The sequence below is a fragment of the Planomonospora corallina genome, assembly GCF_042650625.1.
GTDB lineage: Bacteria > Actinomycetota > Actinomycetes > Streptosporangiales > Streptosporangiaceae > Planomonospora_B > Planomonospora_B corallina.
On the sequence record NZ_JBHSBM010000012.1, the window covers coordinates 188,940 to 212,310 of the forward strand.

Consider the following 23,371-nt stretch of genomic DNA (forward strand, 5'->3'; position numbering starts at 1 on the left):
CTGAAGGTGTGATTGCTCTCGATGCCTTCGACCCGAACGACGTCACCCCGGGTCTGCTGGGCTTCCTCGTCGTGGCGGCGATCGGGTTCGCGCTCTTCCTCCTCGTCAAGTCGATGCGGAAGCAGATCTCGAAGATCGACCTCCCCGACGAGAGCAAGCCCGGCGAGAAGACGGACAAGAAGCCCGACGGCGCCGCGCAGTCCAAGTAGGCCCGCCTCGGTCCTCGGCGGCCGGCGCACCCGGCCGCTGCCGGTCCCGCCACCGCCGCCTTCCCTCGGCGCGGCCGGTCTCGCCACCGCGACCGGGGCCGTCGGCACGCCGCCCGGCGCCTCAGTCGCCGAGCGCGTCCGTCGCCGACCAGGCGCGCTCCAGGGCCCGGGGAAGGCCCCAGTGGCCCAGCGGGGTGAGGATCCCGCTGCGGTCGACGATCCCCAGCGTCTCCCAGAGCGGCGCGACCGAGCCGAACAGCGTCTCGGTCGCCGCCAGGTCCTCCGGCTCGTCCATGTCCACGTCGATGTCGTCGGACTCGGCGATGAGCCGGGCGATCCTCTCGGGTGAGGCCAGCACCCCGGGGCCGCGTCTGGCCAGGGCGGCCACCGCGGCCAGCCAGTCCGCGTGGTGGATCGCGCACAGCGAGGCGAGCGCGGAGTCCTCGGGGCTCAGCCCGGCCTCGAGGTCGGCGAACCCCTCCACCGTGTCGTCGTCCTCCGGCAGGTCGGAGACCGGTCCGGCGACGCCCGCCGTGACCGCCAGCCAGAGCTCCTCGTCGTCGCCGGGCAGCGGCCCGTCGCCGTAGCCGGCGCACGCCCGCAGCACGTTCCCGGGATACCCCGGCTCGGCCAGCACCCGGCGCAGCCGCGCGCCCGCGGCCCGCAGCTCGGCCTCGGGCCGCACCGGATCGGGCAGCTCCGCGAGGATGCGCCGCAGCTCGTCGAGGGCGAACGCCTCCTCCTCGTCCCAGGCCGCGAACAGCTCCTCGTCCTGCTCCTCGTCGACCACCGCCTCCGGGACCCTGCCGTCGGGCAGCGGGCTGGACAGCCACCGCTCCTGCAGCTCCTCGTAGGCCCTGCGGGCGCCCGCGTCTCCGCGGGCGAGCGCGTCCGGATCGATCTCCCCGGCGGCGACCAGCTCCTCCAGGCGGGCGACCAGCCGGCCGAACATCTCCGCGGCGACCGGGCCCCGCTCGTCCTCCTCCGGCCAGACGAAGAAGTTCCGGGTCAGCAGGAGGGGCTCGGTGCCGGTGGACTCCAGCCACCGCTGCACGTCGCCGATGGTCGCGCTCCCCGACTCGATCGCGCCCAGCGCCGTCCTGGCCGACTCCCAGAAGGCGGGCGAGAGCGGGTTGCCCGCCGCCAGCAGGGCCCGCCGCAGGTCGGCCAGGGCCACCAGCGCCACTCCCGAGGGCACCGCGAGGAGCGCCCGGGCCACGTCGCGCCGGGTCAGCGCGGCGGCGGGGCGGCCTGCGTGCACACAGACGAAGTCGAGGTCCACATCTCGTGAGCCTACGCCTCCCCTCCCGCCCCCGGGAGGGACCGCCGGGGAGCACGCACCCGATCGCCAGGGGACAAAACCCTTCTGCAAGGGAAATATCTGACATAGGCGGGCAACGGGGAGGCAATCTTGACGGTACTGGTGAGGACACCGAGCGGAAGGACACTGGCGGTCGACGAGAGCGGGGTGCCGGAGGGGGCTCCGGTCTTCCTGCTGCACGGCACCCCCGGCAGCAGGGTCGGCCCCTCGCCCAGGCCCACGGTCCTCTACCGCATGGGCATCCGGCTCATCACCTACGACCGCCCGGGGTACGGCCTGTCCGACCGGTTCCCCGGCCGGCGCGTCGCCGACGTGGCGGCCGACGTGGCGGCCATCGCCGACTTCCTCGGCATCGAGCGGTTCGCGGTGCTCGGCCGCTCGGGCGGCGCCCCGCACGCGCTGGCCTGCGCGGCCCTGCTGCCGGACCGCACCACCAAGGTCGCGGCGCTGGTCCCGCTGGCCCCGCGCTGCGCCGAGGGACTCGACTGGTTCGAGGGCATGTCGCGCTCCAACGTGATCGAGTACACCGCCGCGGCCCAGGGGCACGGCGAGATCACCGAGCTGCTGGCCCCCCTCGCCGAGGAGGTCAGGGCCGATCCGACCCGGATGGTCCCGGCGCTCGAGACGGAGCTGCCCGAGCCCGACCGCCACGTCGTCGCCGACTTCGGCATCAGGCGGATGCTGGCCAGGAACTTCGCCGAGGCGCTGCGGGACTCCGCGGCCGGCTGGGTGGACGACGCGGTGGCCTTCAGCACCCCGTGGGGCTTCGACCCGGCCGTCATCACCGTGCCGACCCTGCTCTGGCACGGCGACGAGGACGTCTTCTCCCCCGTCGGGCACGCGCGCTGGCTCGGCCGGCGCATCCCCGGCGCGACGGTCATCATCCAGCCGGGAGCCGCCCACTTCGGCGCGCTCCACGTCATGCCCGAGACGCTGATCTGGCTCGCCTCCGGGTGAGCGGCCCCGCCGTACGGGTCAGAACGGCTGAGGCTCCAGGTCGCGGTTGATCCGCCGCCACTGCCGCAGGTGCTCCAGCAGGGGGTGGTTCTCGCCCAGCACGCGCGCCTTGGCGGCCAGCGTCCTGTCCCGCAGCCGTTCCGCCTCGGCCGTACGGCCCGCCGCCTGGAGCGTCACCGCCAGGTTGGCCTCGCACGCGAGCGCGTCCGGGTGGGCGGCGCCGAGCGTGTCCCGCAGCTCGTCGAGCGTCCGGCGCTCCAGTTCCCCGGCCTCGTCGAGCCTGCCCGCGTCGCCCAGGCAGTTGGCCAGGTTGACGGCGGCGGACAGGGTGAAGGGGTGGGCCGGCCCGAGCGAGGCGCGCAGGCCGTCGAGCACCTCCTCCGCCTGGGGCAGCGCCCGGTCGACCTCGCCGGTGCCGCGCAGGTAGATGGCGAGGTTGTTGCGCGCGATCAGCGTGCTGGGATGGTCCGGCCCGAGGCTGTCGCGGTAGATGCGCACGATGCCCGCCGCGCGGTCGCGCGCCGCTTCCTTCTCGCCCAGCGCCGACTCGCAGCAGGCCAGCTCCAGCGTCGCGGCCAGCGTCTCGGGGGTGCCCGGGTAGCGGCTGTTGTAGCGCTCCTCGGTCTCCTTGGCGAGCTGCCAGGCCTCGAGCTGCTCGCCCGCCTTGCGCAGGGAGACCGCCAGGCTCTTGGCCGCCCGGAGGGTGTCGACGAAGCTCTCGCCCAAGGTCTCCCGGTACTGCTGCAGGGTGCTCCGCAGGATCCCCACCGACTCGCGGTAGGCGCCGGTCTCCCGCAGGTCGCGGGCGAGCTGCGTGGCCGAGTAGAGCGTGTAGGGGTGGGTGGGCCCGAGCACCCGCTCTCGCCGCCGGAGGGTGTCCTGGTCGAGTTCCCGGGCGTTGTGGCTGTCCCCGACGAGCCGGTAGGAGAGCGCCAGGTTGTTCGCGGCGGCCAGGGTGCGGGGGTAGTCCTCGCCGTACAGGTCCTTCCAGCGCTGGAAGGTCTCCCTGTCCATCTCCAGGGACCTGTCGTACTCACCGAGGCCTCGCAGGTCGGAGGCGAGCCCTCCGGCGGTCATGAGCGTGTGGGGGTGCCGGTCGCCGATCACCCGGCGCTGCATGGCGTGCACCCACTCGTCCAGCTCCCTGGCCTCGTGGTACTTGCCCTGGTAGCGCTTGACGTTGGCCACGTTGAACAGCAGGTGCAGGCGCTGGCGGTCCTCGGTGCCGAAGGTCCGCTCCCAGTAGTCGGCCAGGCGGTCCCCGAGGTCCAGCGCGCTGTCGAAGTCGCCGCGCTTCCACAGGTAGCGGACCCGGTCGGTGAGCAGCTGCCGGGTCTCCTCCTCCGTGCACTCGACCGCCCGGGAGGGCTGCAGGTGCTGCCAGATGAGGTCGTAGCGGGACCAGTTCTCCGGGTCGTCCACCTCGCCCTGGCGCGGCCGGGCCCCCACCAGGATGCGGTGCACCTCGTGGCAGGCCGTCTCCTGCTCCTCGTCCGTCATCTGGTCGCGGATGACGAGCTGCACGAGGCGGTGCACCTGGATGGTGTTGTTGCCCTGGTCCACCTTGGCCAGCGCGAACCTGCCGACCTCCTGGATGACCCGGCCCATCACCAGCTTCTCGCGCAGCGTGTCGTCGTACGGCAGGAGCGCGCGGATCATCTCGTCGCCGTAGAGCAGGGACATGGAGATCGGCTCGGGGGCGAAGAAGGCGCACAGCTCGAGCAGCCGCACCGAGGCCGGCGACCTCTCCCGCAGCTGGGCGAGCGAGAGGCTCCAGGTGACCGCCACCGGGTGGGGGTAGTCGCGGGGCTGCCCCATGGACAGCACCCGGGCGGTCTCGGACTCCAGCTGCTCCACGAAGGTGGCGGCGGGCATGCCCGTCTCGGCCAGCCACGCGGCCGCCTGCTCCACGGCGATCGGCAGATGGCCCAGCGCGGCGGCCACCTGCAGCGCGTCCTGCTCGGCCAGGCCGGGAACCCGGCGGCGCAGGTGCTCCAGGCTCTCCTGCCGGCTGAAGACGTCGACCTCCAGGGGCGCGGCGACGCTCGACCACGCCTGGTTCCGCGAGGTGATCACCACGTGGCCCGTCCCGCCGGGCAGGAAGTCCCGCAGCGCGTCGGGGTCCTCGGCGTTGTCGAAGATCAGCAGCCAGCGGGCGTACGGCTGGCCGAGGCGGAGCGCCTCCCGCACCGAGCCCACGACCTCGGCGATGCTCTCGCCGACGTGCACGCCGAGCTTCGGGGCCAGCTCCTCGAACGAGGCGTTGATGCGCTCGCGGTCCTCGGACGGCACCCACCAGACCAGGTCGTAGTCGGCCTGGAAGCGGTGGGCGTACTCCAGCGCGACCTGCGTCTTGCCCACGCCGCCCAGGCCGTAGAGCGTCTGCGGCAGCACCACCGCGGTGCTCCCGCCCACGAGCTGGCCGCGGAGCTCCTCCAGGAGCGTGCCGCGCCCGGTGAAGGAGGCGTTGCGGGCGGAGAGGTTCCACACCTGCGGTTTGCTCCCGGGGAAGCGCGCGCCCCCGGAGGACGCGTCGTCGCCCGACACGTCGTCGGTCCTGCCGACGGCCCTCAGCAGCCTCCGGGCCGCCATCCGCTCGCCGGTCTCGGTGAGGTCGGTCAGCACCCGGTCGCCGAACGGCGCGGGGAAGCGCGCGGCGGTGATCCGCACCGGGATCAGCTCCCCCCGCCCCGCGGCCTCGCCCGCCGTCAGCCTCGACCACGTCTCCAGCGCCCGGGGGGCGCGCACGTACGCCTCGGAGAGCACGGCCAGGGTCCTGGGCGGCTCGCCGTCGGCCGGCGCGTTCCCGTCGGTGTCGATGCCGCGCAGCGAGACCCGGTAGCCGTGGCGGTCGAGCACCGCCGCGATCCAGTCCGCCCACATCCGGTCCTCGTGCGCGTAGCTGACGTGCACGTCGGTCTGGAGCGCGGGGTGCCGCCGCAGGAACATCTCCAGGTAGCGCAGCCGGACGCTCTCCTCCAGCCGGAGGCAGGAGGAGACCTCCCCCCCGGTGATCGCCGCCGTGAGCCGCTCGAACGCGGCCAGCAGCGAGGCGGGCCTTCCCGGCTCGTCGCCGAAGGCCGCGAGGATCTCCTCGAAGGCGTAGAAGGGCATGTAGGGGACCTCGACGGACGCCCAGTAGGCGTCGGTCTCCTCCGCCGTCATGCCCCGGGGGAAGCCCTCGAACTTCCGCCGCGCCACGGCGCGCCCGATGTCGGAGCGCTCCTTCTCGCCCGTGTCGATGCGCATGGGGACCGGGAAGATCCGGATGTTGCGCTCGCGGTAGCGCTCGTCGATGTCCCTGGCCATCTTCGAGGCCCCGTCGATGCCCTGGTTGGCCAGGGTGAAGCAGTCGACGAGGATGTCGGGCATCTGGACCGTGCAGATGCCCGCGATGTCGCTGGCGCCGGTCCGGCTGTCGATCAGGGTGTAGTCGTAGCACGCCTTCATGTCGGCGCGCAGCGCGTCGAAGAACTGGCCGCCGCCCTGCCGGTCGTAGAAGGTATCCCAGTTGAAGCCCGACATCGTCGAGGAGTAGTCGTAGTTGGCCCGGCCGGGCGAGAGGAAGTCGAGGGTGCCGCTGCCGGGGAACTCCCAGTCGATGGAGATCGCGTGCTTCTCCGCCTTGGCGTACTTCTTGTGCCAGTCGCCGGGGCGGGGCTCGTTGCGCATCGCCGCCCACTGGTAGTCGGAGATCAGGTCGATGACGCCCGGCGTGGTGGTGGCCACCCCCGGCGCGAGGAAGGGGCCGAAGAACTTGTGCAGGCCGGGCGACTCCAGGTCCCAGTCCACCACGAGCACCCGCTTGCCCGCGCTGGCGAGGATCCACGCCACGTTGGCCAGCGCCATGGTGCGCCCGGTGCCGCCCTTGTACGAGTAGAAGGTGATGACCTTTCCTTCGCTCACGGTCACTCCTCGGGCCTGTTCAGCTTGGGACGGTCGATCCTGTCGCCCTCCGGCGGGTAGGCCGGGGCTCGGCTGAGGTACCGCTGCTCCGCCCTGCGCAGGACGTCGGGCAGCATCTCCTGGAAGTCGTCGAAGGTGGGGATGTGCGGCCGGGACTCCGGCTCGGCGAGTTTGTTGGCGAGGGCCTTGCGCAAGTGGGTCCTGAGCCCGTCCTGGTACTTCACCGTCTGCGCGTCCTGCCGGTTCCACGGGACCATGACCGCCACCCAGGGGCGCCCCGGCCTGTCCACCGGCTGCAGGGCCTGCTTGCAGCCGTGGTCGATCGTCGCCCACGGGTCGACCAGCATCACCCCCGGCGCCTGGGCCTCGTCGCCGGCGAGCATCTCGGCGTGCTCGTCCAGGGTGCCGACCTCCGGCAGGAACCCCCGCGACCGCGCCGTCTCGGCGACGCGGGACGCCAGCGGGCGGGAGCCGTCGTCCGTCCGGTACGGGTCCCACTCGACGGGCGTCCTGCCGTAGTGGTACGGCTCGCGTCCCGGCGGGAGGGTCGCCACGTCGGGGGCCACCACCGTCACCGTGATCGGCCGTTCGGGCTTGCTGTCGGCGAACACGTTGCGGGCCTCGGTGAAGTTGGGGATGTCGCCCCGCGGCATCGGCGTGCTCTCCGCCACCTCGATGATCCGCCGCCCGAGTTCGTGGACGGCGTTCTGGTAGTGGTGATGGTACTTCTTGAGCTTCATGATCCCGTAGAAGCCCTTGTCCGCGTAGTGCGGCCCGAGTTCTGTGTGGTTGAACTGGATGTCCTTCGCCACCTGGGGCATCGACTCCAGCCTGACCGGCGTCCACAGGGCGGGGACGATCGCGTTGGGCATCACCCCGCCGGCCGCGACGTGGTCGGCGGCCCGCCCCGTGAAGGAGGCCCACTCCTTGCCGCAGGCCTCGCTCTCGAAGTAGCGGGGCGAGTAGAGCGGGACGAACACCCGGCAGGTGGAGAGCTGCTCGGACAGGGCGCGCGGCCAGTTCTCCCCCGTCCGCAGTTCCCGGTCCATGTAGCCCACCGCGTCGGGCGGCAGGTCCGTGTGGTGGAGAATGTAGTCACATAGGGCGCGGAAGAGCCTTTCGACCCACTGGTTGGGGTCGCTTCCTTTCACTCCGTCAATGGACGGTACGTGGGCGTAGCTGAGGAAGAAACAAGGCCCCTGGTAACCCCCCGGAGAGTACGGCGCCGCCATCCGTCTCCCTTCCCTGAGGACATTCACTATAGGAAAGGGATGATTACCGGGAAAGTGGTTACGTTCTCTTTTGCCGCGCACCACCGGACGCGGGACCCGCGGCCTGGACCGTCCACCTCTCCCGGTGCGCGCGCGACCACCGGGCGGCGGTCTCCTCCGCCTCCCGGGGCACCGGCTCGTCCAGCCACGGGACGACCGTCCCGCGCATCCGCGCCACGAACCTCTCCCCCAGCGGGGTCAGCGCGCCACTGGCCGCGAGCGTCTCGACCGCCTCCGCCGTCTGCCGCCGCCAGCGGGCGAACTGCGCGTGCGCCGGATCCGGCGCGGCGTGGCGGCGCGCCCGCCAGAACGCGGTGACCGCCAGGTGGGCGTAGGCGCCCTGGAGCAGTCCTTCCAGCGGCCGCGGGTCGTCCCGCCAGGGCGCGTAGAAGAGCCGGGTGTCCCGCTCGTCGTACAGGTCGTGGACGTCCAGGACCGCCCCCAGCTTGACGTGCTGGAACTCGTGGATCAACAGGAGCGCCAGCGTGGCGGGGTCGTCGGGCGGCGCCGCCGCGACCGCGCCGAAGGCCTGCCGCGCGGTCGAGCTCACCTGCCGCCCCTCGGGGCCGGGGGCGAGCGGCACCACGGTGGTGAGCCCCTCCCGCAGTCCCGGCGCGTACTCGGCGTGCTCCGACTCGATCAGCTCCCACGCCCGCGCGAAGAGCCGCTGCCAGGCGTCCGCCCGTCCGTCGTCGAGGCGGGCGGCGGCCGGCCACTGGTGGCAGTCCCGGAACGGGTCGGTGTCCTCCAGCGCGACGGAGAAGTCCCCGGCGTGGAGCCGCCGGACGGGGTGCCGGACGACGGCCTCCCGTCCGTCGAGCGCGAGGGCGCCTCCCGCCGTCTCCAGCCGGGCCGTACGGCCGGGGCCCGCGGGCAGCACCCCGAGGGTGGGCAGGTGCACCGAGCCGTCGAGCACCTCGACGTCGAGCGAGGCGGCGGCGCCGGCCCGGATCGCGGCGGCCGCGGCGATGTTGGCGAGATGGCCGGGGTGATCGGGATGACCGGGATGGCCGGGGTTGCCCGCGTGGCGTGCTCCGCGCAGCCGCTCGACGGCCCAGACCCGCACGTACGGATGGGACAGCACCTCCTCGACGGCGCCGGGGTGCGCGCCGTCCAGCTCGGTGAGCAGCTCCCAGGCCGCGCCGCCCCCGCCGGCGGCCCGGCCCGCGGCGGCCAGCAGGGCGCGCCGCAGGCTGCGCTGCGCCTCGGACAGGCAGGCGATCTCCGCCCGCCCGCCGAGCCCCGCGGCGAGGGCGTCGAAGGCGTCCTCGGGCAGGGCGTGGGTCGCGGGCGCCGGTCCGGAGGCCTGGGCGGGTGTCGTCGCGGTCATGGCCGTCGGCTTCCTCATCCTGTGCCGTACGTGGGTGATGAGCGCGAACAGGTCCCGGCTGTACACGCTGGGGTTGGCGAAACCGGAACCGGTCCGGTAGCGGTGCGCGTAGAGCCCGCCGCCGCAGCTGCGCACGACCGGGCAGGCCCGGCACTCCTCGCACAGCCCGTCCAGGCCCTGCTGCCGGGCGAGGATCCCGGTGTGCCGGGCGACCTCGTCGAGGGTGTGCTCCAGCACGTTCATGCCGGTCTCCGGCGCCCCGTCGAAGGCGGTCTTCAGCGAGTCGGCCTGCTCGTAGCCGCCGTCGGTCTCGATGACGACCAGGTCGGACGGCTGGAGGCCGAGGGACTCGGTGAGGCTCGGCCCGCCCTCGCTGGTCTGGATGATCGACTCGAACGTCCGGACCGGAACGGCCCTGCCGTCGGCCTCCCACGCCTCGAAGACCGCGATGAGCCAGTCGGCGTAGGCCGTGGGGGACGGGCGCGGCGGCGGGTCGTCCCAGGTGGCGTGCGGGAGCAGGAAGTCGATCCGCGGCGGCTCGAGGGCGGTGAGCGCGCGGTAGACCGCGAGGGGGTCGTTGGCGACGTCGATCGTGCACAGCAGACCGGCGTACAGCTCCGGCCGCGCGCGCAGCAGCCCGATCGCCCGGACGACCTTGTCGTAGCTGCTGCGCCCGTCGGCGTAGCGCCGGTGCCGGTCGTTGGCCGCGCGGTCGCCGTCGAGCGAGACGCCCACCTTGACCCCGTACTCGGCGAAGACGTCGCAGAAGCGCTCGTCGAGCAGCACGCCGTTGGTGTGCACCCGCAGGTCGAGATCGCAGATCCCGTCGAGCCCGGTGCGCAGCTCGGCCGCGACGCGGCCGAGTCCGCGGGGCCCCGCCAGGAGCGGCTCGCCGCCGTGCAGGACGACGTGCACCCGGTCGAGACCGTGCGCCTTGACGTGTTCGGCGATGCGCACGACCACCCAGGAGACGGTCTCGGCGGACATCGCCCCGGGGCGCCTGCGCCAGCTCTGGTCCGCGTGCTCGTAGACGTAGCAGTGGTCGCACGCGAGGTCGCACCGGCTGTGGACCTTGACCACGAACTGCCGGAACGGCACGGAGGGCTCGCTCACGGCGGCCCCGCCCTCCCGTCAGATGGAGGAGTTGAAGGCCGCCACGGACACGCGCGGGACGTCCGCGGAGTCGGGGAGGACCCGGCGCACGATGTCGGCGGACTCCGTCTCGCGGACGAGGGCGAGCGGGACGTCACGGAGGTCCCGGACGCTCGAGGTGATTCCGGTCTGCTTCTCATCCGCTGCGTTCATGGTCTACCGCTTTTCTGTACGGCACCGCCCAAACCCACACAGGCCTGGTCGAATGTACGATCGAAGGAAAGGGGGGGCCGAGTGTTCGGAATTCCACGAACAGACTAACCCGGATGACCCCGGGAGAGCCAATCAGCACCCGGGCGGCGGACGGCACACTTTTACGATTCTGTTATGACAATGCCGCGCCACCGCGGCACCGGCACGTGTTATGTCCACCGGGCGACTCGTTTCGGATATCTGTATCTCCCTGTGAATGCCATCCGATATCGCATTCCACATCCGTATTTTTGCCGGACACCGACCCCGCGCCGCCACCCGGGCGTGTCCCCGGCTCCGGCCCGGCCGGTCGCGATCTCCCCGCGCCCGCCGGTCTAGGGTGGGTGACTGCGCGGGTAGGACCCCGTGCACGCGGGTGGACAAGGCCCGCGCCTCGCTCGCGGAGGGCCGCCATGAACCGGTTGAAGGACGCCACCAGTCCCTATCTGCTCCAGCACGCCGACAACCCGGTCCACTGGTTCGAGTGGGGCCCCGAGGCCTTCGCCGAGGCACGGCGGCGGGACGTCCCCCTGCTGGTCAGCGTGGGCTACTCGGCCTGCCACTGGTGCCACGTCATGGCGCACGAGTCGTTCGAGGACCCCGGCACCGCCGAGCTGATGAACGAGCTCTTCGTCAACGTGAAGGTCGACCGCGAGGAGCGGCCGGACGTCGACGCCGTCTACATGACGGCCACCCAGGCGATGACCGGCCAGGGCGGCTGGCCGATGACGGTCTTCGCCACGCCGGAGGGCCACCCCTTCTACACCGGCACCTACTTCCCCCGGCCCCAGTTCCAGCGCCTGCTCATGGGGGTCTCCAACGCCTGGAAGAACGACCGCGAGGCCGTGCTCACCCAGGGGTCGAAGATCGTCGAGGCGCTGAACGAGCGCGCGGCGTTCCCCACCGGGCCGGCCCCCTCGGCCGGCACCCTGGAGCAGGCGGTCCGCAGCCTGGCGGACTCCTTCGACCAGGTCCGCGGCGGGTTCGGCGGGGCGCCCAAGTTCCCGCCGTCCATGGCGCTGGAGTTCCTGCTCCGGCAGGGCGGGCCCGAGGCGCTGGACATGGCCGGGCGCACGCTGGAGGCCATGGCCAGGGGCGGGATCTACGACCAGCTCGCCGGCGGGTTCGCCCGCTACAGCGTGGACGCCGCGTGGGTCGTGCCCCACTTCGAGAAGATGCTGTACGACAACGCGCTGCTGCTGCGGGTCTACGCGCACTGGTGGCGCGCCACGGGCTCGGTGCTGGGCAGGCGCGTGGCGCTGGAGACCGCCGACTGGCTGCTGGCCGAGATGCGCACCCCGCAGGGCGGCTTCGCCTCGGCCCTGGACGCCGACAGCGAGGGCGTGGAGGGCAGGTTCTACGTCTGGACGCCCGAGCAGCTGCGGGACGTCCTCAGGGCCGACGACGGCGACTGGGCGGTCCGGCTCTTCTCCGTGACCGGGACGTTCGAGCACGGCACCTCGGTGCTCCAGCTCCCCGACGACCCCGACGACCCCGAGCGCTTCGCACGCGTGCGCGCCGCCCTGCTGGCGGCCCGCTCCCAGCGGGTACGGCCCGGCCGCGACGACAAGGTGGTCGCCGCCTGGAACGGTCTGGCCATCGCCGCGCTCGCCGAGACCGGGGCCCTGTTCGACCGTCCCGACCTGGTGGCCGCGGCCCGGGACGCGGCCGCCCTCCTGGAGGAGGTCCACCTGGACGGCGACCGGCTGCTGCGCACCTCGCGCGACGGCCGGGCCGGCGCCAACGCGGGGGTCCTGGAGGACTACGCGGACCTGGCCGAGGGACTGCTCGCGCTCTACTCGGTGACCGGGGAGACCCGCTGGTTCCGGCGCGCCGGGGCGCTGCTGGAGGTCGTGCTGGGGCACTTCTCCGACGGCTCCGGCGGCTTCTACGACACCGCCGACGACGCCGAGCGCCTGTTCCAGCGCCCCCAGGACCCCACCGACAACGCCACTCCCTCGGGGCAGTTCGCCGCCGCCGGGGCGCTGCTGTCCTACGCGGCGCTGACCGGCTCGGCGCGGCACCGCGAGGCGGCGCAGGCGGCCCTCGGCACGGTGAGCGTGCTGGCCGCCCAGCACGCCAGGTTCGCCGGCTGGGGACTGGCCGTCGCCCAGGCCGCCGTCTCCGGCCCCGTCGAGGTGGCCGTCGTGGGACCGGCGGACGACCCGGCCACCGCCGCCCTGCACCGGGCGGCGCTGACGTCGACCGTGCCGGGGCTGGTGGTGGCGGTGGGCGAGCCCGGCTCCGCCGAGTCCCCGCCGGTCCCGCTCCTGGAGGGCCGCGGCCTAGTCGACGGCTCCCCGGCCGCCTACGTCTGCCGCGGTTTCACCTGCCGGATGCCGGTCACCACCCCGGCCGCGCTGAAGGCGGAGCTGGACGGCGCGGCCCGGGCGTCCTGAGAAGGCCCGCGCCGCGCGGCCGCTCCCCGGCCCTCCGGGCGCCGCCGGGCCGCCGTGCGGTCCCCGGCCTTCCGGGTGCGCCGGGCCGGCGGCGCGGCGGACCGCGCCGGCCGGTCAGCCCGTGACCTCCTGGACGGTGCCCGCCGGCGCCGGGACCCGGTCGACGGTCCCGGTCCCGGTGTCCCCGTCCGGCTCGGCGCCGGTGCCGGTGTCCTCCGGGACGGGGACCGTCGTCTCCCCCGCCGGCGGAGGAACGGTCTGCTCGCCGCCGTCCTCCGGAAGGGCCGTCTCCTCCGGGGCCGGGACGGCCGGCGTGCCGGGGTCCGGCGTGGGGGCGGCGGTGGTCTCCTCCGGAACGGGCTCGGCGGTGTACTCCGGGGCGCCGCCGAAGTCCCACGCGGGCTCGTCGCCGGCCCGGGAGGGGGCGCGGCCGTAGGCGGACGGCTCGGGGAACTCCTTCACCGGCTCGCCGGCCATCGCCTCGGCCATGAACGCCCGCCACACCTGTGCCGGGTACTGCCCGCCGTACTGGAGCGCGCCGCCCACGACCACCGGCTCGTTGTCGTCGCGGAACATGTCCACCGCGACCGAGAGCTGCGGGGTGTAGCCGGCGAACCAGGCGGCGGCCGACTTGTCGGTGGTTCCGGTCTTGCCCGCCGCCGGACGGTCGTAGAGGCGGGCGGCGGTCCCGGTGCCGCCCGTGACGACCTGGGTCAGCGCGTAGGTGACGTCGGCGGCGGTCTGCTCGGAGAAGACCCGCTCCCCCGACTCCGTGATCTTCAGCTTGCCCTCGGCGGTGGTGATCGAGCGGATCACGTGGGCCTTGCGGTGCACCCCGCCGGCCGCGAAGGTGGCGAACCCGGAGGCGTTCTGCACGGCGCTCACCGAGGCCACGCCGAGCGGCAGGGTGGCCGCGTCCCGGTGCGGGGCGAGCTGGTCGGCGGGGATGCCCGCGGCCTCGGCCGCCTCGGTCACCTCGCCGAGCCCGACCTTCTGCCCCAGATCGACGAAGGCGGTGTTCACCGAGTGCCGCGTGGCCCGCACCAGGTCGACCCGGCCGTAGGAGGCGCCGCCGGAGTTGGGGATCCGCGCGGAGGCCACGCGCATCGGCGAGTTGCCGTCGACCCGGGTGCCGAGGTCGAGTCCGTTCTCCAGCGCCGCGGCCAGCACGTAGGCCTTGAAGGTCGATCCCGCCTGCACCTCGGCGGAGAAGGCGTTGTCGAACTTGTTGGCGTCGTAGTTCCGGCCGCCGTAGAAGGCGACGACCTCGCCGGTGGCGGGGTCGACGGCGGCCAGGCCGGTGCGGACCTTCTTCGGGGTGTTCTCCGGCAGGACCGAGGCGACGGCGCGCTCGGCGGCCTCCATCAGCTTCTCGTCAAAGGTCGAGACGATCTTCAGGCCGCCCTGGTTGACGTCCTCGTCGGTGTAGCCGCGGCGGCGCAGCTCGGCCCTGACCTGGTCGAGCATGTAGCCTTCCTGGCCCTCGGGCTCGAAGACCTCCCGGGGCTTCTTCAGCTTGGGGAAGCGCGCCTTCGCGGCCTCGTCGGGGGTGAGCGCCCCGGTCTTGACCATGCCGTCGACGACCCAGCGCCAGCGGGCCTGCGCCGCCTGGAGGTCCTCGCCCCCGGGGTCGGCGAACCTGGTGGGCTGCTGGATCACCGCGGCGAGGTAGGCGCCCTCGGCCACGGTCAGCTTGGAGACGTCCTTGCGGAAGTAGGCGTCGGCCGCGGACTGCACGCCGTACGCGCCCCGGCCGAAGTAGATCGTGTTGAGGTACTGCTCCAGCACCCAGTCCTTGGACTTCGACCGGTCCACCTTCAGGGAGATCATGATCTCCTTGAGCTTGCGGACGGCGGAGCGCTCCTGACTGAGGCCGCTGTAGTAGTTGCGGACCATCTGCTGGGTGATCGTCGAGCCGCCCTGGATCTGCCGCCCGGTGACCGTCGACCACATGGCGCGGGCGGTGCCCCGCAGGGAGACGCCCTGGTCCTGGTAGAACGAGCGGTTCTCGGCGGCGATGACGGCGTTCCTGAGGCTCTCCGGGACGCGGTCCAGCTCGACGGGCCTGCGGTTCACGCCCTGCTTGGCGAGCACGGTCCTGCCGTCGCGGTAGTAGATCACCGACCCCTGCGCGGTGGCGCCGGGCTGCGTGCTGTCCGGAATCGGGGTCATGGCCCACGCCACGGCGAACAGGCCGATCGCCGCGATGACGCCGGTCCCGAAGACGACCAGCGCGATCCGGAGGAACCGCCTGCCGGACCCGGCCTTCCTTGCGCCCTTCAACGCGCCCTTCAACCTGACCCCCTGATCCGGCACGCGGCCGACCCCCCGCCAGCCGCGCGAACCGTTAAGGGTAAACGGTGGATAACGGTGCCTGATTCCCCCTTGGGATGGTACGGCTACCTCTCTGCCCGATGCGGTGCATCCGACACCAAAGGCATCACCCGATATGGCACAGGAGTGTCCAAGGCGATCACCGACGAGGTCCTGACCACCCCCCGCACGTCGACGATCTGGTCGATGACCCGCTGCAGGTCGGCGTTGCTGCGCGCCACCACCCGGCAGTGCATGTCGTCGCCGCCGGTGATCGTGTGCACCTCCAGGACCTCGGGGATGGCGGCGAGCTGGACGGCGACCGGGTCGTGCCCGCTGACCTGGCGGATCTGCAGGGTGACGAAGGCGGTCACGTCGTAGCCGAGCGCGGCGGGGTCGACCTCGGGACCGAACCCGGTGATCACCCCGCGGGCGGTCAGGCGGTCGAGGCGCGCCTGGACGGTCCCCCGCGCCACCCCCAGCCGGCGCGAGCACTCCAGCACGCCGATCCGGGGCTCGGCGGCCATCAGGGTGATGAGCCTGGCGTCGAGTTCGTCGATCGTCATGATGTCCAACAACCCCCTGTTTACCGATGAGTAGCTGTGCAGGTTGTCTATCAAAACAAGTGACTGTTGCACAGACCGTCCATCTGTACCGACAGTGTGCGCATGAGCGACATCTTTCCTGTGAACGGCATGGACGCCGTGGTCTTCGCGGTCGGCAACGCCAAGCAGGCCGCGCACTACTACTCCACCGCTTTCGGCATGCGGCTGGTGGCCTACAAGGGCCCGGAGAACGGCAGCCGGGACGAGGTGGCCTACGTGCTCACCTCCGGCGGCGCCCGCTTCGAGTTCCGCGGCTCCCTGCGCCCGGGCACCGACATCGCCCGGCACGTCGCCGAGCACAGCGACGGTGTGATCGACCTGGCGCTGGACGTCCCGGACGTGGAGGCCGCCTACGCCCACGCGGTCGCCCAGGGCGCCCGCGGGCTGGCCGAGCCGTACACGGTGGAGGACGAGCACGGCAAGGTGGTGATCGCGGCCATCGCCACCTACGGCGAGACCCGGCACACCCTGGTCGACCGCTCGAACTACACCGGGCCCTACCTGCCCGGCTACGTCGCGGCCGAGCCCCTCGTCGCCCCGCCGGACACCAAGCACGGCCGGTTCTTCCAGGCGGTCGACCACTGCGTCGGCAACGTCGAGCTCGGCAAGATGGACGAGTGGGTGGAGTTCTACAAGCGGGTCATGGGCTTCACCAACATGGCCGAGTTCATCGGCGACGACATCGCCACCGAGTACTCCGCGCTGATGTCCAAGGTCGTCGCGGACGGCACCCGCAAGGTGAAGTTCCCGCTCAACGAGCCGGCCGTCGCCAAGAAGAAGTCGCAGATCGACGAGTACCTCGAGTTCTACGGCGGTCCCGGCGTGCAGCACATCGCGCTGGCCACCAACGACATCCTCGCCGCCGTCGACCACATGCGCGCGGCCGGCGTGCAGTTCCTCGACACGCCGGACTCCTACTACGACGACCCGGAGCTGCGCGCCCGCATCGGCGAGGTCCGCGCCCCGATCGAGGAGCTGAAGAAGCGCAAGATCCTGGTCGACCGGGACGAGGACGGCTACCTGCTGCAGATCTTCACCAAGCCGGTGCAGGACCGCCCGACGGTGTTCTTCGAGCTCATCGAGCGGCACGGCTCGCTCGGCTTCGGCAAGGGCAACTTCAAGGCCCTGTTCGAGGCCATCGAGCGCGAGCAGGAGCGCCGCGGCAACCTGTAGCCGCCCGGCTCCCCGTGATGTCCCTGACCTGGCCGGGGCCGCTCGCGTAGTCTGCGAACGCGCCCCGGCGCGGTCCGGGCGGAAGGGGGGATCGAGACCATGGCAGCACACCGGCCGGCCGTCACCGCGGCCGCCGTCCTGCTCTGCGCGGCCACCGGCGCGGCCGCCTGCTCCTCCCCCGGCACGCGGGACGGCGCCGTCCCGGAGAGCGGGGCCACGGTCCCGTCCGGCGCCACCGTCTCCCCGGCCGCGCCCCGGCCGGGAGCGCCCGGCATCGGCGACCCGGACTTCCCCCACGACGGCAACGGCGGCTACGACGTCGGCCGCTACCGGCTCGACCTCGACTACGACCCCGGCCGGCGCCACCTGTCCGGCACGGCCGCCGTCGAGGCCACCGCCACGCAGACGCTGACCCGCTTCAACCTGGACCTGTCCGGGTTCACCGTCGGCAGGGTCACCGTGGACGGCGGGCGGGCCGCGTTCGAGCGGGCCGGGACCGAGCTCACCGTCGTCCCCGCCCGGCCGATCCCCGCCCGGGCCGCCTTCACCGTCGAGGTCGCCTACGCCGGGCGGCCCGAGCCCGTCAGGAACTCCTCCAACCTCGGCACCTACGGCTTCATCCCGACGAAGGACGGCGCCTTCGTCACCTGCGAGCCCAACGGCGCCAGGACCTGGTTCCCCGGCAACGACCACCCGGCCGACAAGGCCCGCTACGAGTTCGAGATCACCGTCCCGGAGGGGATCACCGCGCTGGCCAACGGCGAGCTCGCCGCCGAGCCGAGGACGGAGGGCGGGAAGACGACCTACCTCTGGCGGGAGGACCACCCGATGGTGACCTACCTGGCCACCATGACGCTGGGGAAGTTCATCCTCAAGGAGGGCACGACCGCCTCCGGCATCAGGAACCTCGCCGCGGTGGACCCGCGCTTCCGCGCGTCGCTGGACGACCTCCACCGGCTCTCGGGGGAGATCACCGACCACTGGGCCACGGTCTTCGGCCCCTACCCGTTCTCCTCGACCGGCGGAGTGGTCGACGACTTCTCCGCCGGCTACGCCCTGGAGAACCAGACCAAGCCGATGTACGGCGGCTTCTCCCCCGGCGAGGACATCATCGCCCACGAGCTGGCCCACCAGTGGTTCGGCAACAGCCTCAGCATCAGGCGCTGGAAGGACCTCTGGCTCAACGAGGGCTTCGCCACCTACGCCGAGTGGCTCTGGCAGGAGCACCGGGGCCAGGCGACCGCCGAGCGGTCCTTCCGCCTGCACTACGCGGCCGGGCCCGGCGACGCCATCTGGAAGTACGCGCCGGGCCGCGCCCGCCCGGACGACCTGTTCAACGACTCGGTCTACACCCGGGGCGGCATGACCCTGCACGCCCTCCGGCAGAAGATCGGCGACGCGGACTTCTTCGAGCTGCTGCGGACCTGGGCCGCGGAGAACGAGCACGGGCACGTCACGACGGAGCAGTTCACGGCGCTGGCCGAGAAGATCTCCGGCAAGGACCTCGACGCGCTCTTCGACGCCTGGCTGTTCACCGAGAAGAAGCCCACCACCTGGTAGCGGGCGCGCCCGCCGCGGGCGGACCCGGCGGGCCGGCGCGGTGGGGAGCCCGCAGGCGGCGGATGCGACGGGCCGGCCCGGTGGAGCGGCCGCGGGCGGCTCACCCCGCGACGGGCCGGTACCCCCGCTTCCTGAGGGAGCCGAGGACCTCCTCGGCGTGGTCGGGCCCTCTGGTCTCCAGCTGGAGCTGGACCTCCACCTCGCCGAGGTTCACCCCGACCCGCTCGTGCGCGATGTCCAGCACGTTGGCGCCCAGCCCGGCGATCTCGGCCATCAGCGCCGCCAGCGTGCCGGGCCGGTCGGGCAGCGCCAGGCGCAGCGTCAGATAGCGCCCCGCCGCGGCCAGGCCGTGCCGGAGCACCTTGACCAGGAGCAGCGGGTCGATGTTGCCGCCGGAGAGCACCACCGCCACCGGCGGCTCGAAGACCTCCGGGTGCGCCATGACCGCCGCCACCCCCGCCGCCCCGGCCGGTTCCACGACCTGCTTGGCGCGCTCCGCGCAGAGCACCAGCGCCCGGGAGATCTCCTGCTCGGTGACCGTGACCACGTTGTCGACCAGGTAGTGGATCAGCTCGAAGGGCAGGTCCCCCGGCCGGCCGACCGCGATGCCGTCGGCCATCGTGGTGGCGGGCCGTACGGCCACGGGGTGCCCGGCCGCCAGCGAGGCCGGGTAGGCGGCGGCCCGCTCGGCCTGCACGCCGACGACCCGCACGCCCGGCCGCAGGGACTTGGCCGCCAGCGCGACCCCCGCGGCCAGCCCGCCGCCGCCGATCGAGACCGCGATCGTGGCGGTCTCGGGCAGCTGCTCCAGGATCTCCAGCCCGATCGTGCCCTGCCCGGCGACGACGTCGGGGTGGTCGAAGGGGTGGATGAACACCGCGCCGGTCCGCTCTGCGTGCTCCTTGGCGCTGTTCAGCGCGGCGTCCACGGTGTGCCCGGCGAAGACCACGTGGGCGCCGTAGGAGCGGGTGGCGGCCACCTTGGGCAGCGGCGCCCCCTCCGGCATGTAGACCGTCGCCTCCGTGCCCAGCAGGCCCGAGCTGAGCGCGACGCCTTGGGCGTGGTTGCCCGCGCTGGCCGCCACCACGCCCCGCCCCAGCTCCTGCGGGCTCAGCCGGGCGATCCTGACGTAGGCGCCGCGCAGCTTGAACGAGCCCGAGCGCTGCAGGTGCTCGCACTTGAGGTGGACGGGCCCGCCGAGCAGGCCGGACAGCACGTGCGAGTGGAGGACCGGGGTGCGCAGCGCGACGCCGGCCAGGAGGTCGCGGGCGGCGAGCACGTCCTCGAAGGTGACCTGCGGCATCGACATGCGGGCCATCCTCCCACCCCGGCCCCCGCCGCGACCCGCACGCCGTCGCCCGTACGGCGGGGCCGCGTCGGCCGTACGGCGGGGCCGCGCGCACCGGCCGCACACCGAGCCGCACACCGAGCCGCGGCCGCTCCCGCCCCTCCGGCGGACGGCTGGAGGATCACGGTTGACCATACTTCGCCGAACGAAGTATGGTCTCCCGCATGGCTAAAGGATCACCGTCGGTCAGCGAGCCGACCTACTTCATCCTGGCCTCGCTGCTCGACGGCCCCCTGCACGGGCACGGGATCATCAAGCAGACCCTGGCCCTGTCGGAGGGGCGGGTGCGGCTCCCGGTCGGCACGCTGTACGGCGCGCTCGACCGACTCGCGGCGAACGGGCTCATCACCGTGGACCGCGAGGAGACCGTCGACGGCCGGCCCCGCAGGTACTTCCGCCTGACCGACCCGGGCAGGAACCTGGTCTCCGCCGAGGCCCTGCGCATGCAGCAGGCCGCCGCGGTCGTCACCGACCGGATCCTCCGCCCCGGATCGGCGTTCTCATGACCGTCGCCACGAGACCCCGCACCGTCGCAGGGGCCGGTGCGAGCACTCTCGAACGGCGGTACCGGTGGCTGCTGCGCAGCTACCCCCGCGGCTACCGGAGCGGGCACGGCGACGAGATCGTCGCCACCCTGCTGGAGACCGCCGAACCGGGACGGACCCTGCCCTCGCCGCGCGAGTCCCTGCCCCTGGTGGCCGCCGGGTTCCGCGCCCGGGTGGCCCACGCGGCCCGCGGGCCCGCCTGGGCCGACGCGCTCCACCTGGGGATCATGGCGGTCTCGGTCGCCCAGCTCGCGACGCTGGTGCCGTACGCGGCCTCGGTCCCGATCTGGGCGGGGCTCTCGGCGCTGGCCGTCCTGCTCGTCATGCGCGGGCGGGTACGGCTCGCGCTCCCCGTGACGCTGCTGGTCGCCACCAAGGTCGGCGCGATCACCCTGGGACGGCCCTGGCTGGACGAGACCCTGCTGCCCGTCCCCCGCGACCCCGTCTGGCGCGGCTGGCACGGCGAGGCCCTCTACGGCGGAGGCGGCGGCGCCCTCTACGGCGCCGGCGGCCCGCTCGCGCCGATGCTCGGCTACGCCCTGGTCGTCGCCGGCCTGCTCGTGCTGGCCGTCCGCGCGCCCCGGCCGCGGCCGCGGTCCTGGCTGTGGTGGGCGGCGGTCCCGGTGCTCGCCGGCGCCGACCCCGCCGGGCTCGACTTCGCGGACGGCCCCGGCGTCCTCACCGCCGTCCGGGTCGCGGTGGAGATCGGCCTGCTCTGCCTGGCGGCCTGGGCCGGCCGCCTGGCGTGCGACCCGCGCTGGGCCGCGGCCGCCGGCGTCTATCTCGTCCCGGTCTGCGCCGTCTACGCCGAGAACCTCGGCGCCCACCCCGTCCAGGACCTGGCCCACCTGGCCGTGCTCGTCCTGCTGGCCGCACTGGCCGCGGGCGTGCCGTACCACGCACGGCAGCACGCCCTCCTGTAACGCCCGCGCGGGCCCGCCCGGCATCCCCGCCGTGTCCCCGCGTCCCCGCGTCCCCGAGCCGGCCGGCTCGGCCCTCCCGCCCTCACCCGGAGCCCGGGGCGACCTCCGCCCCGGGGCCATGTCCGCATGCCTCCACCCCGGAGGACACACGGAGAACGAGGTCATCCCATGTCACGAGTTCGCACCACCATGCCCGCGGCCGCGCTGGTCCTCGCCGTGCTGACCGGCTGCGGCGCGCAGGCGCAGACCGCCGCGCAGTCCTCCCCCTCGCCCGCCCCGGACCTGCGCCGCCAGATCGAGACGGCACGCGCCGACTGCATGAAACGGAAGGGGTTCCGGTACAACGTGCACGTCCCACCGCCCCGGAAGGCCGGCGACGACCAGCGCGCCGCCGACGGCGGGGTCTACGGGGCGATGCGGAGGATCCGCCAGAAGTACGGCTTCAAGATCTTCGCGAGGTTCGTCTACCCCGGCGACCCCGCCGCCGACCGGTACTTCGCCCCCCAGGAGAGACCCAACGACGAGATCAAGCGGTCGCTCTCCGAGACCCAGGCCGTCGCCTGGGAGGAGGCGGACGGCGCCTGCCGCACCGAGGTGGTCGGGAAGGTCCTCGGCAAGACCGTGTCGACCATGGAGGACTACTACGAGCAGCTCAACCGGCGGCTGGAGCAGGCGGACCGCGAGACCGACTCCGATCCCCGGCTGGCCGGGCTCGCCCGCTCGTTCGGCGACTGCCTCAAGGGCAGGGGCTACCCGGTCACCTCGGTCAAGCCCACCGACATGCACGAAGCCGGGGCGAAGATCGTCGAGAAGGAGCTCGACCGGCTCGGCAGGGCGAAGGCCGAGGACCCCGTCGACGAGGTGGACGGCATGGAGGCGACGTACGTACCGGAGCTGACCGCCGGGCAGGCCATGCCGTACCTGGCCAAGGAGATCAAGGTGGCCCTCGACGACCTGGAGTGCGGCAGGGAGTTCTACCCCGCCTTCTTCGCCGAGTGGGACGCCCACCGGATCTACGCCGAGTTCGGGCACGGAGCGATCGAGTGGTCGTGACCGCGGCGGAGGTGCTGCCGTGAGCCCCCGCGGCACCGTGAGATCCCCGAAGAGGCTGCTGAGCGGCGTCCTGGCCGGGCTCGTCGTGATCACCGGCGCCGGCTGGGCCGTCGGCACCCGGCTCCGCTCCCCCGCCGACGAGGCCGCCCTCCGGCGGCCCCCCGAGCCGTCACCGGTGACCTCGCCGGTCGTCCGGCGGAAGCTGGCCGGCACGGTCACCGTCAGCGGCACCCTGGCCTACGGCTCGCCGCTGCCGGTCGCCCTCGCCGGGGTGGTCGGCGGCGGCGCCGAGGCCCAGCGGGTCACCCGGGCCCCGCGCCCGGGCACGATCCGGGAGGGGTCGGTGCTGATGGAGGTCAACGGCCGGCCGGTCTTCGCACTGAAGGGCAGGGTCCCCATGCACCTCACCATGACCCCCGGCACCCGCGGGCGGGACGTCGAGCAGCTCCAGGCCGCCCTGCGCCGCCTGGGAGTGGCCGTCCCGGCCACCGGCGTCTTCGACGCCACCACCGCCGCGGCCGTCCGGAGGTGGTACGGCAGGCGCGGCTACACCGCCCAGGAGCCCGACCTGGCCGCGCGCCGGGAGCTGGAGGCCCTCCGCCAGGCGGTGCAGACCGCCGAGGAGGACCTGCTCGCCGCCCGGCACGCCCTCGCCCGGGCCACCCCCCGGGACAGCCGGCGGTTGCTGGAGACCGCCTCGGGAGGGTCCGCCGGCTCCGGCCGGTCCGCCGGGGACGGCGCGTCCGGTCAAGGGCCCGGCGCGGTGCCCGTCCTGCTCAACCCCGGATCCGCCAAGGGCCTGCGCGAGCTGGCCGGTGACCAGGTCACCGTGAGGATCACCGTCGGCGCCACGGAGGGCGAGGTGCTCACCGTCCCGGTCGCCGCGGTCGTCACCTCCGCCGACGGCCGGCCTCGGGTCCAGGTCGCGCTGCCCGGAGACAGGACCAGGGACGCCCCGTCAGGACCGGCCTGGCCGCCGACGGCAGCGTCCAGGTGAACCCGGTCGAGCCGGGCGCGCTCAAGGAGGGCGACCGCGTGGTGGTGGGCGGTGCCTGAGACCTGCCCCTCCACCGCGCCCTCCACGGCGTCCTCCGCCGCTCCGGGGTCCGCTCCC

At 73.4% G+C, this 23,371-nt stretch carries 17 protein-coding genes; 9 read left to right on the forward strand and 8 right to left on the reverse strand.

Translation table 11 applies throughout. The features are described 5' to 3' along the window. The first annotated feature begins 8 nt into the window (after positions 1 to 8). Positions 9 to 209, forward strand: a complete 201-nt coding sequence (locus tag ACFOWE_RS08830) for a hypothetical protein (protein WP_377286683.1) — start codon at positions 9 to 11, stop codon at positions 207 to 209. A gap of 121 nt (positions 210 to 330) precedes the next feature. On the opposite strand, the gene ACFOWE_RS08835 is transcribed toward ACFOWE_RS08830, so the two are convergent. After that, positions 331 to 1,491 (reverse strand): hypothetical protein, encoded by a 1,161-nt coding sequence (locus ACFOWE_RS08835; protein WP_377286684.1) that lies wholly within the window; start codon positions 1,489 to 1,491, stop codon positions 331 to 333. A 129-nt stretch (positions 1,492 to 1,620) separates the two neighbouring features. On the opposite strand from ACFOWE_RS08835, the gene ACFOWE_RS08840 reads away from it, so the two are divergent. Beyond that, on the forward strand, positions 1,621 to 2,487 hold the full coding sequence (locus ACFOWE_RS08840) for an alpha/beta fold hydrolase (RefSeq protein WP_377286686.1): 867 nt from the start codon (positions 1,621 to 1,623) through the stop codon (positions 2,485 to 2,487). A gap of 18 nt (positions 2,488 to 2,505) precedes the next feature. Here ACFOWE_RS08840 and fxsT read toward each other — a convergent pair whose 3' ends face one another. Genes fxsT through ACFOWE_RS08860 form a run of 4 tightly spaced genes read right to left on the reverse strand, consistent with a single transcriptional unit; the run spans position 2,506 to position 10,299 of the window. Further along, a complete protein-coding gene (gene fxsT, locus ACFOWE_RS08845; RefSeq protein WP_377286687.1) occupies positions 2,506 to 6,393 on the reverse strand; it encodes an FxSxx-COOH system tetratricopeptide repeat protein in 3,888 nt (1,295 codons plus the stop codon). Positions 6,394 to 6,395: 2 nt separating this feature from the next. Then, entirely contained in the window at positions 6,396 to 7,625 is a 1,230-nt protein-coding gene (locus ACFOWE_RS08850; RefSeq protein ID WP_377286688.1) for a TIR-like protein FxsC, read from the reverse strand. A gap of 58 nt (positions 7,626 to 7,683) precedes the next feature. Then, entirely contained in the window at positions 7,684 to 10,107 is a 2,424-nt protein-coding gene (locus tag ACFOWE_RS08855; protein WP_377286689.1) for an FxsB family cyclophane-forming radical SAM/SPASM peptide maturase, read from the reverse strand. An 18-nt stretch (positions 10,108 to 10,125) separates the two neighbouring features. After that, positions 10,126 to 10,299 carry a hypothetical protein gene (locus tag ACFOWE_RS08860; RefSeq protein WP_377286691.1) on the reverse strand — a complete coding sequence of 58 codons (174 nt, stop codon included), beginning with the start codon at positions 10,297 to 10,299 and terminating at the stop codon, positions 10,126 to 10,128. 452 nt (positions 10,300 to 10,751) lie between these two features. Here ACFOWE_RS08860 and ACFOWE_RS08865 point away from each other — a divergent pair, with 452 nt between their 5' ends. Further along, positions 10,752 to 12,737: a thioredoxin domain-containing protein gene (locus ACFOWE_RS08865; protein ID WP_377286692.1), complete on the forward strand. Its 1,986-nt coding sequence runs from the start codon at positions 10,752 to 10,754 to the stop codon at positions 12,735 to 12,737. Positions 12,738 to 12,851: 114 nt separating this feature from the next. On the opposite strand, the gene ACFOWE_RS08870 is transcribed toward ACFOWE_RS08865, so the two are convergent. Then, positions 12,852 to 15,020, reverse strand: coding sequence for a transglycosylase domain-containing protein (locus ACFOWE_RS08870; protein ID WP_377286693.1), 2,169 nt, complete (start codon positions 15,018 to 15,020; stop codon positions 12,852 to 12,854). A gap of 116 nt (positions 15,021 to 15,136) precedes the next feature. Beyond that, a complete protein-coding gene (locus tag ACFOWE_RS08875) occupies positions 15,137 to 15,616 on the reverse strand; it encodes an Lrp/AsnC family transcriptional regulator (RefSeq protein ID WP_377286694.1) in 480 nt (159 codons plus the stop codon). Between the two features lie 102 nt (positions 15,617 to 15,718). On the opposite strand from ACFOWE_RS08875, the gene hppD reads away from it, so the two are divergent. Both hppD and ACFOWE_RS08885 read left to right on the forward strand, forming a co-directional pair. Next, the gene (gene hppD / locus ACFOWE_RS08880) at positions 15,719 to 16,828 is read left to right on the forward strand and encodes a 4-hydroxyphenylpyruvate dioxygenase (RefSeq protein WP_377286696.1); all 1,110 of its coding nucleotides are present in this window, start codon (positions 15,719 to 15,721) and stop codon (positions 16,826 to 16,828) included. A gap of 99 nt (positions 16,829 to 16,927) precedes the next feature. Beyond that, positions 16,928 to 18,388: a M1 family metallopeptidase gene (locus ACFOWE_RS08885; protein ID WP_377286697.1), complete on the forward strand. Its 1,461-nt coding sequence runs from the start codon at positions 16,928 to 16,930 to the stop codon at positions 18,386 to 18,388. 100 nt (positions 18,389 to 18,488) lie between these two features. On the opposite strand, the gene ilvA is transcribed toward ACFOWE_RS08885, so the two are convergent. Then, on the reverse strand, positions 18,489 to 19,697 hold the full coding sequence (ilvA, locus tag ACFOWE_RS08890; protein WP_377286698.1) for a threonine ammonia-lyase: 1,209 nt from the start codon (positions 19,695 to 19,697) through the stop codon (positions 18,489 to 18,491). 203 nt (positions 19,698 to 19,900) lie between these two features. On the opposite strand from ilvA, the gene ACFOWE_RS08895 reads away from it, so the two are divergent. The 4 genes from ACFOWE_RS08895 (at position 19,901) to ACFOWE_RS08910 (ending at position 23,254) form a co-directional block, all read left to right on the forward strand. Continuing rightward, a complete protein-coding gene (locus ACFOWE_RS08895) occupies positions 19,901 to 20,242 on the forward strand; it encodes a PadR family transcriptional regulator (protein ID WP_377286699.1) in 342 nt (113 codons plus the stop codon). Then, positions 20,239 to 21,204, forward strand: a complete 966-nt coding sequence (locus ACFOWE_RS08900) for a hypothetical protein (RefSeq protein WP_377286700.1) — start codon at positions 20,239 to 20,241, stop codon at positions 21,202 to 21,204. The genes ACFOWE_RS08895 and ACFOWE_RS08900 overlap by 4 nt, the downstream gene beginning before the upstream one ends. Before the next feature lie 168 nt (positions 21,205 to 21,372). Beyond that, entirely contained in the window at positions 21,373 to 22,257 is an 885-nt protein-coding gene (locus ACFOWE_RS08905) for a hypothetical protein (protein WP_377286702.1), read from the forward strand. A 37-nt stretch (positions 22,258 to 22,294) separates the two neighbouring features. After that, entirely contained in the window at positions 22,295 to 23,254 is a 960-nt protein-coding gene (locus ACFOWE_RS08910) for a peptidoglycan-binding domain-containing protein (protein WP_377286703.1), read from the forward strand. The last annotated feature ends 117 nt before the right edge of the window (positions 23,255 to 23,371 follow it).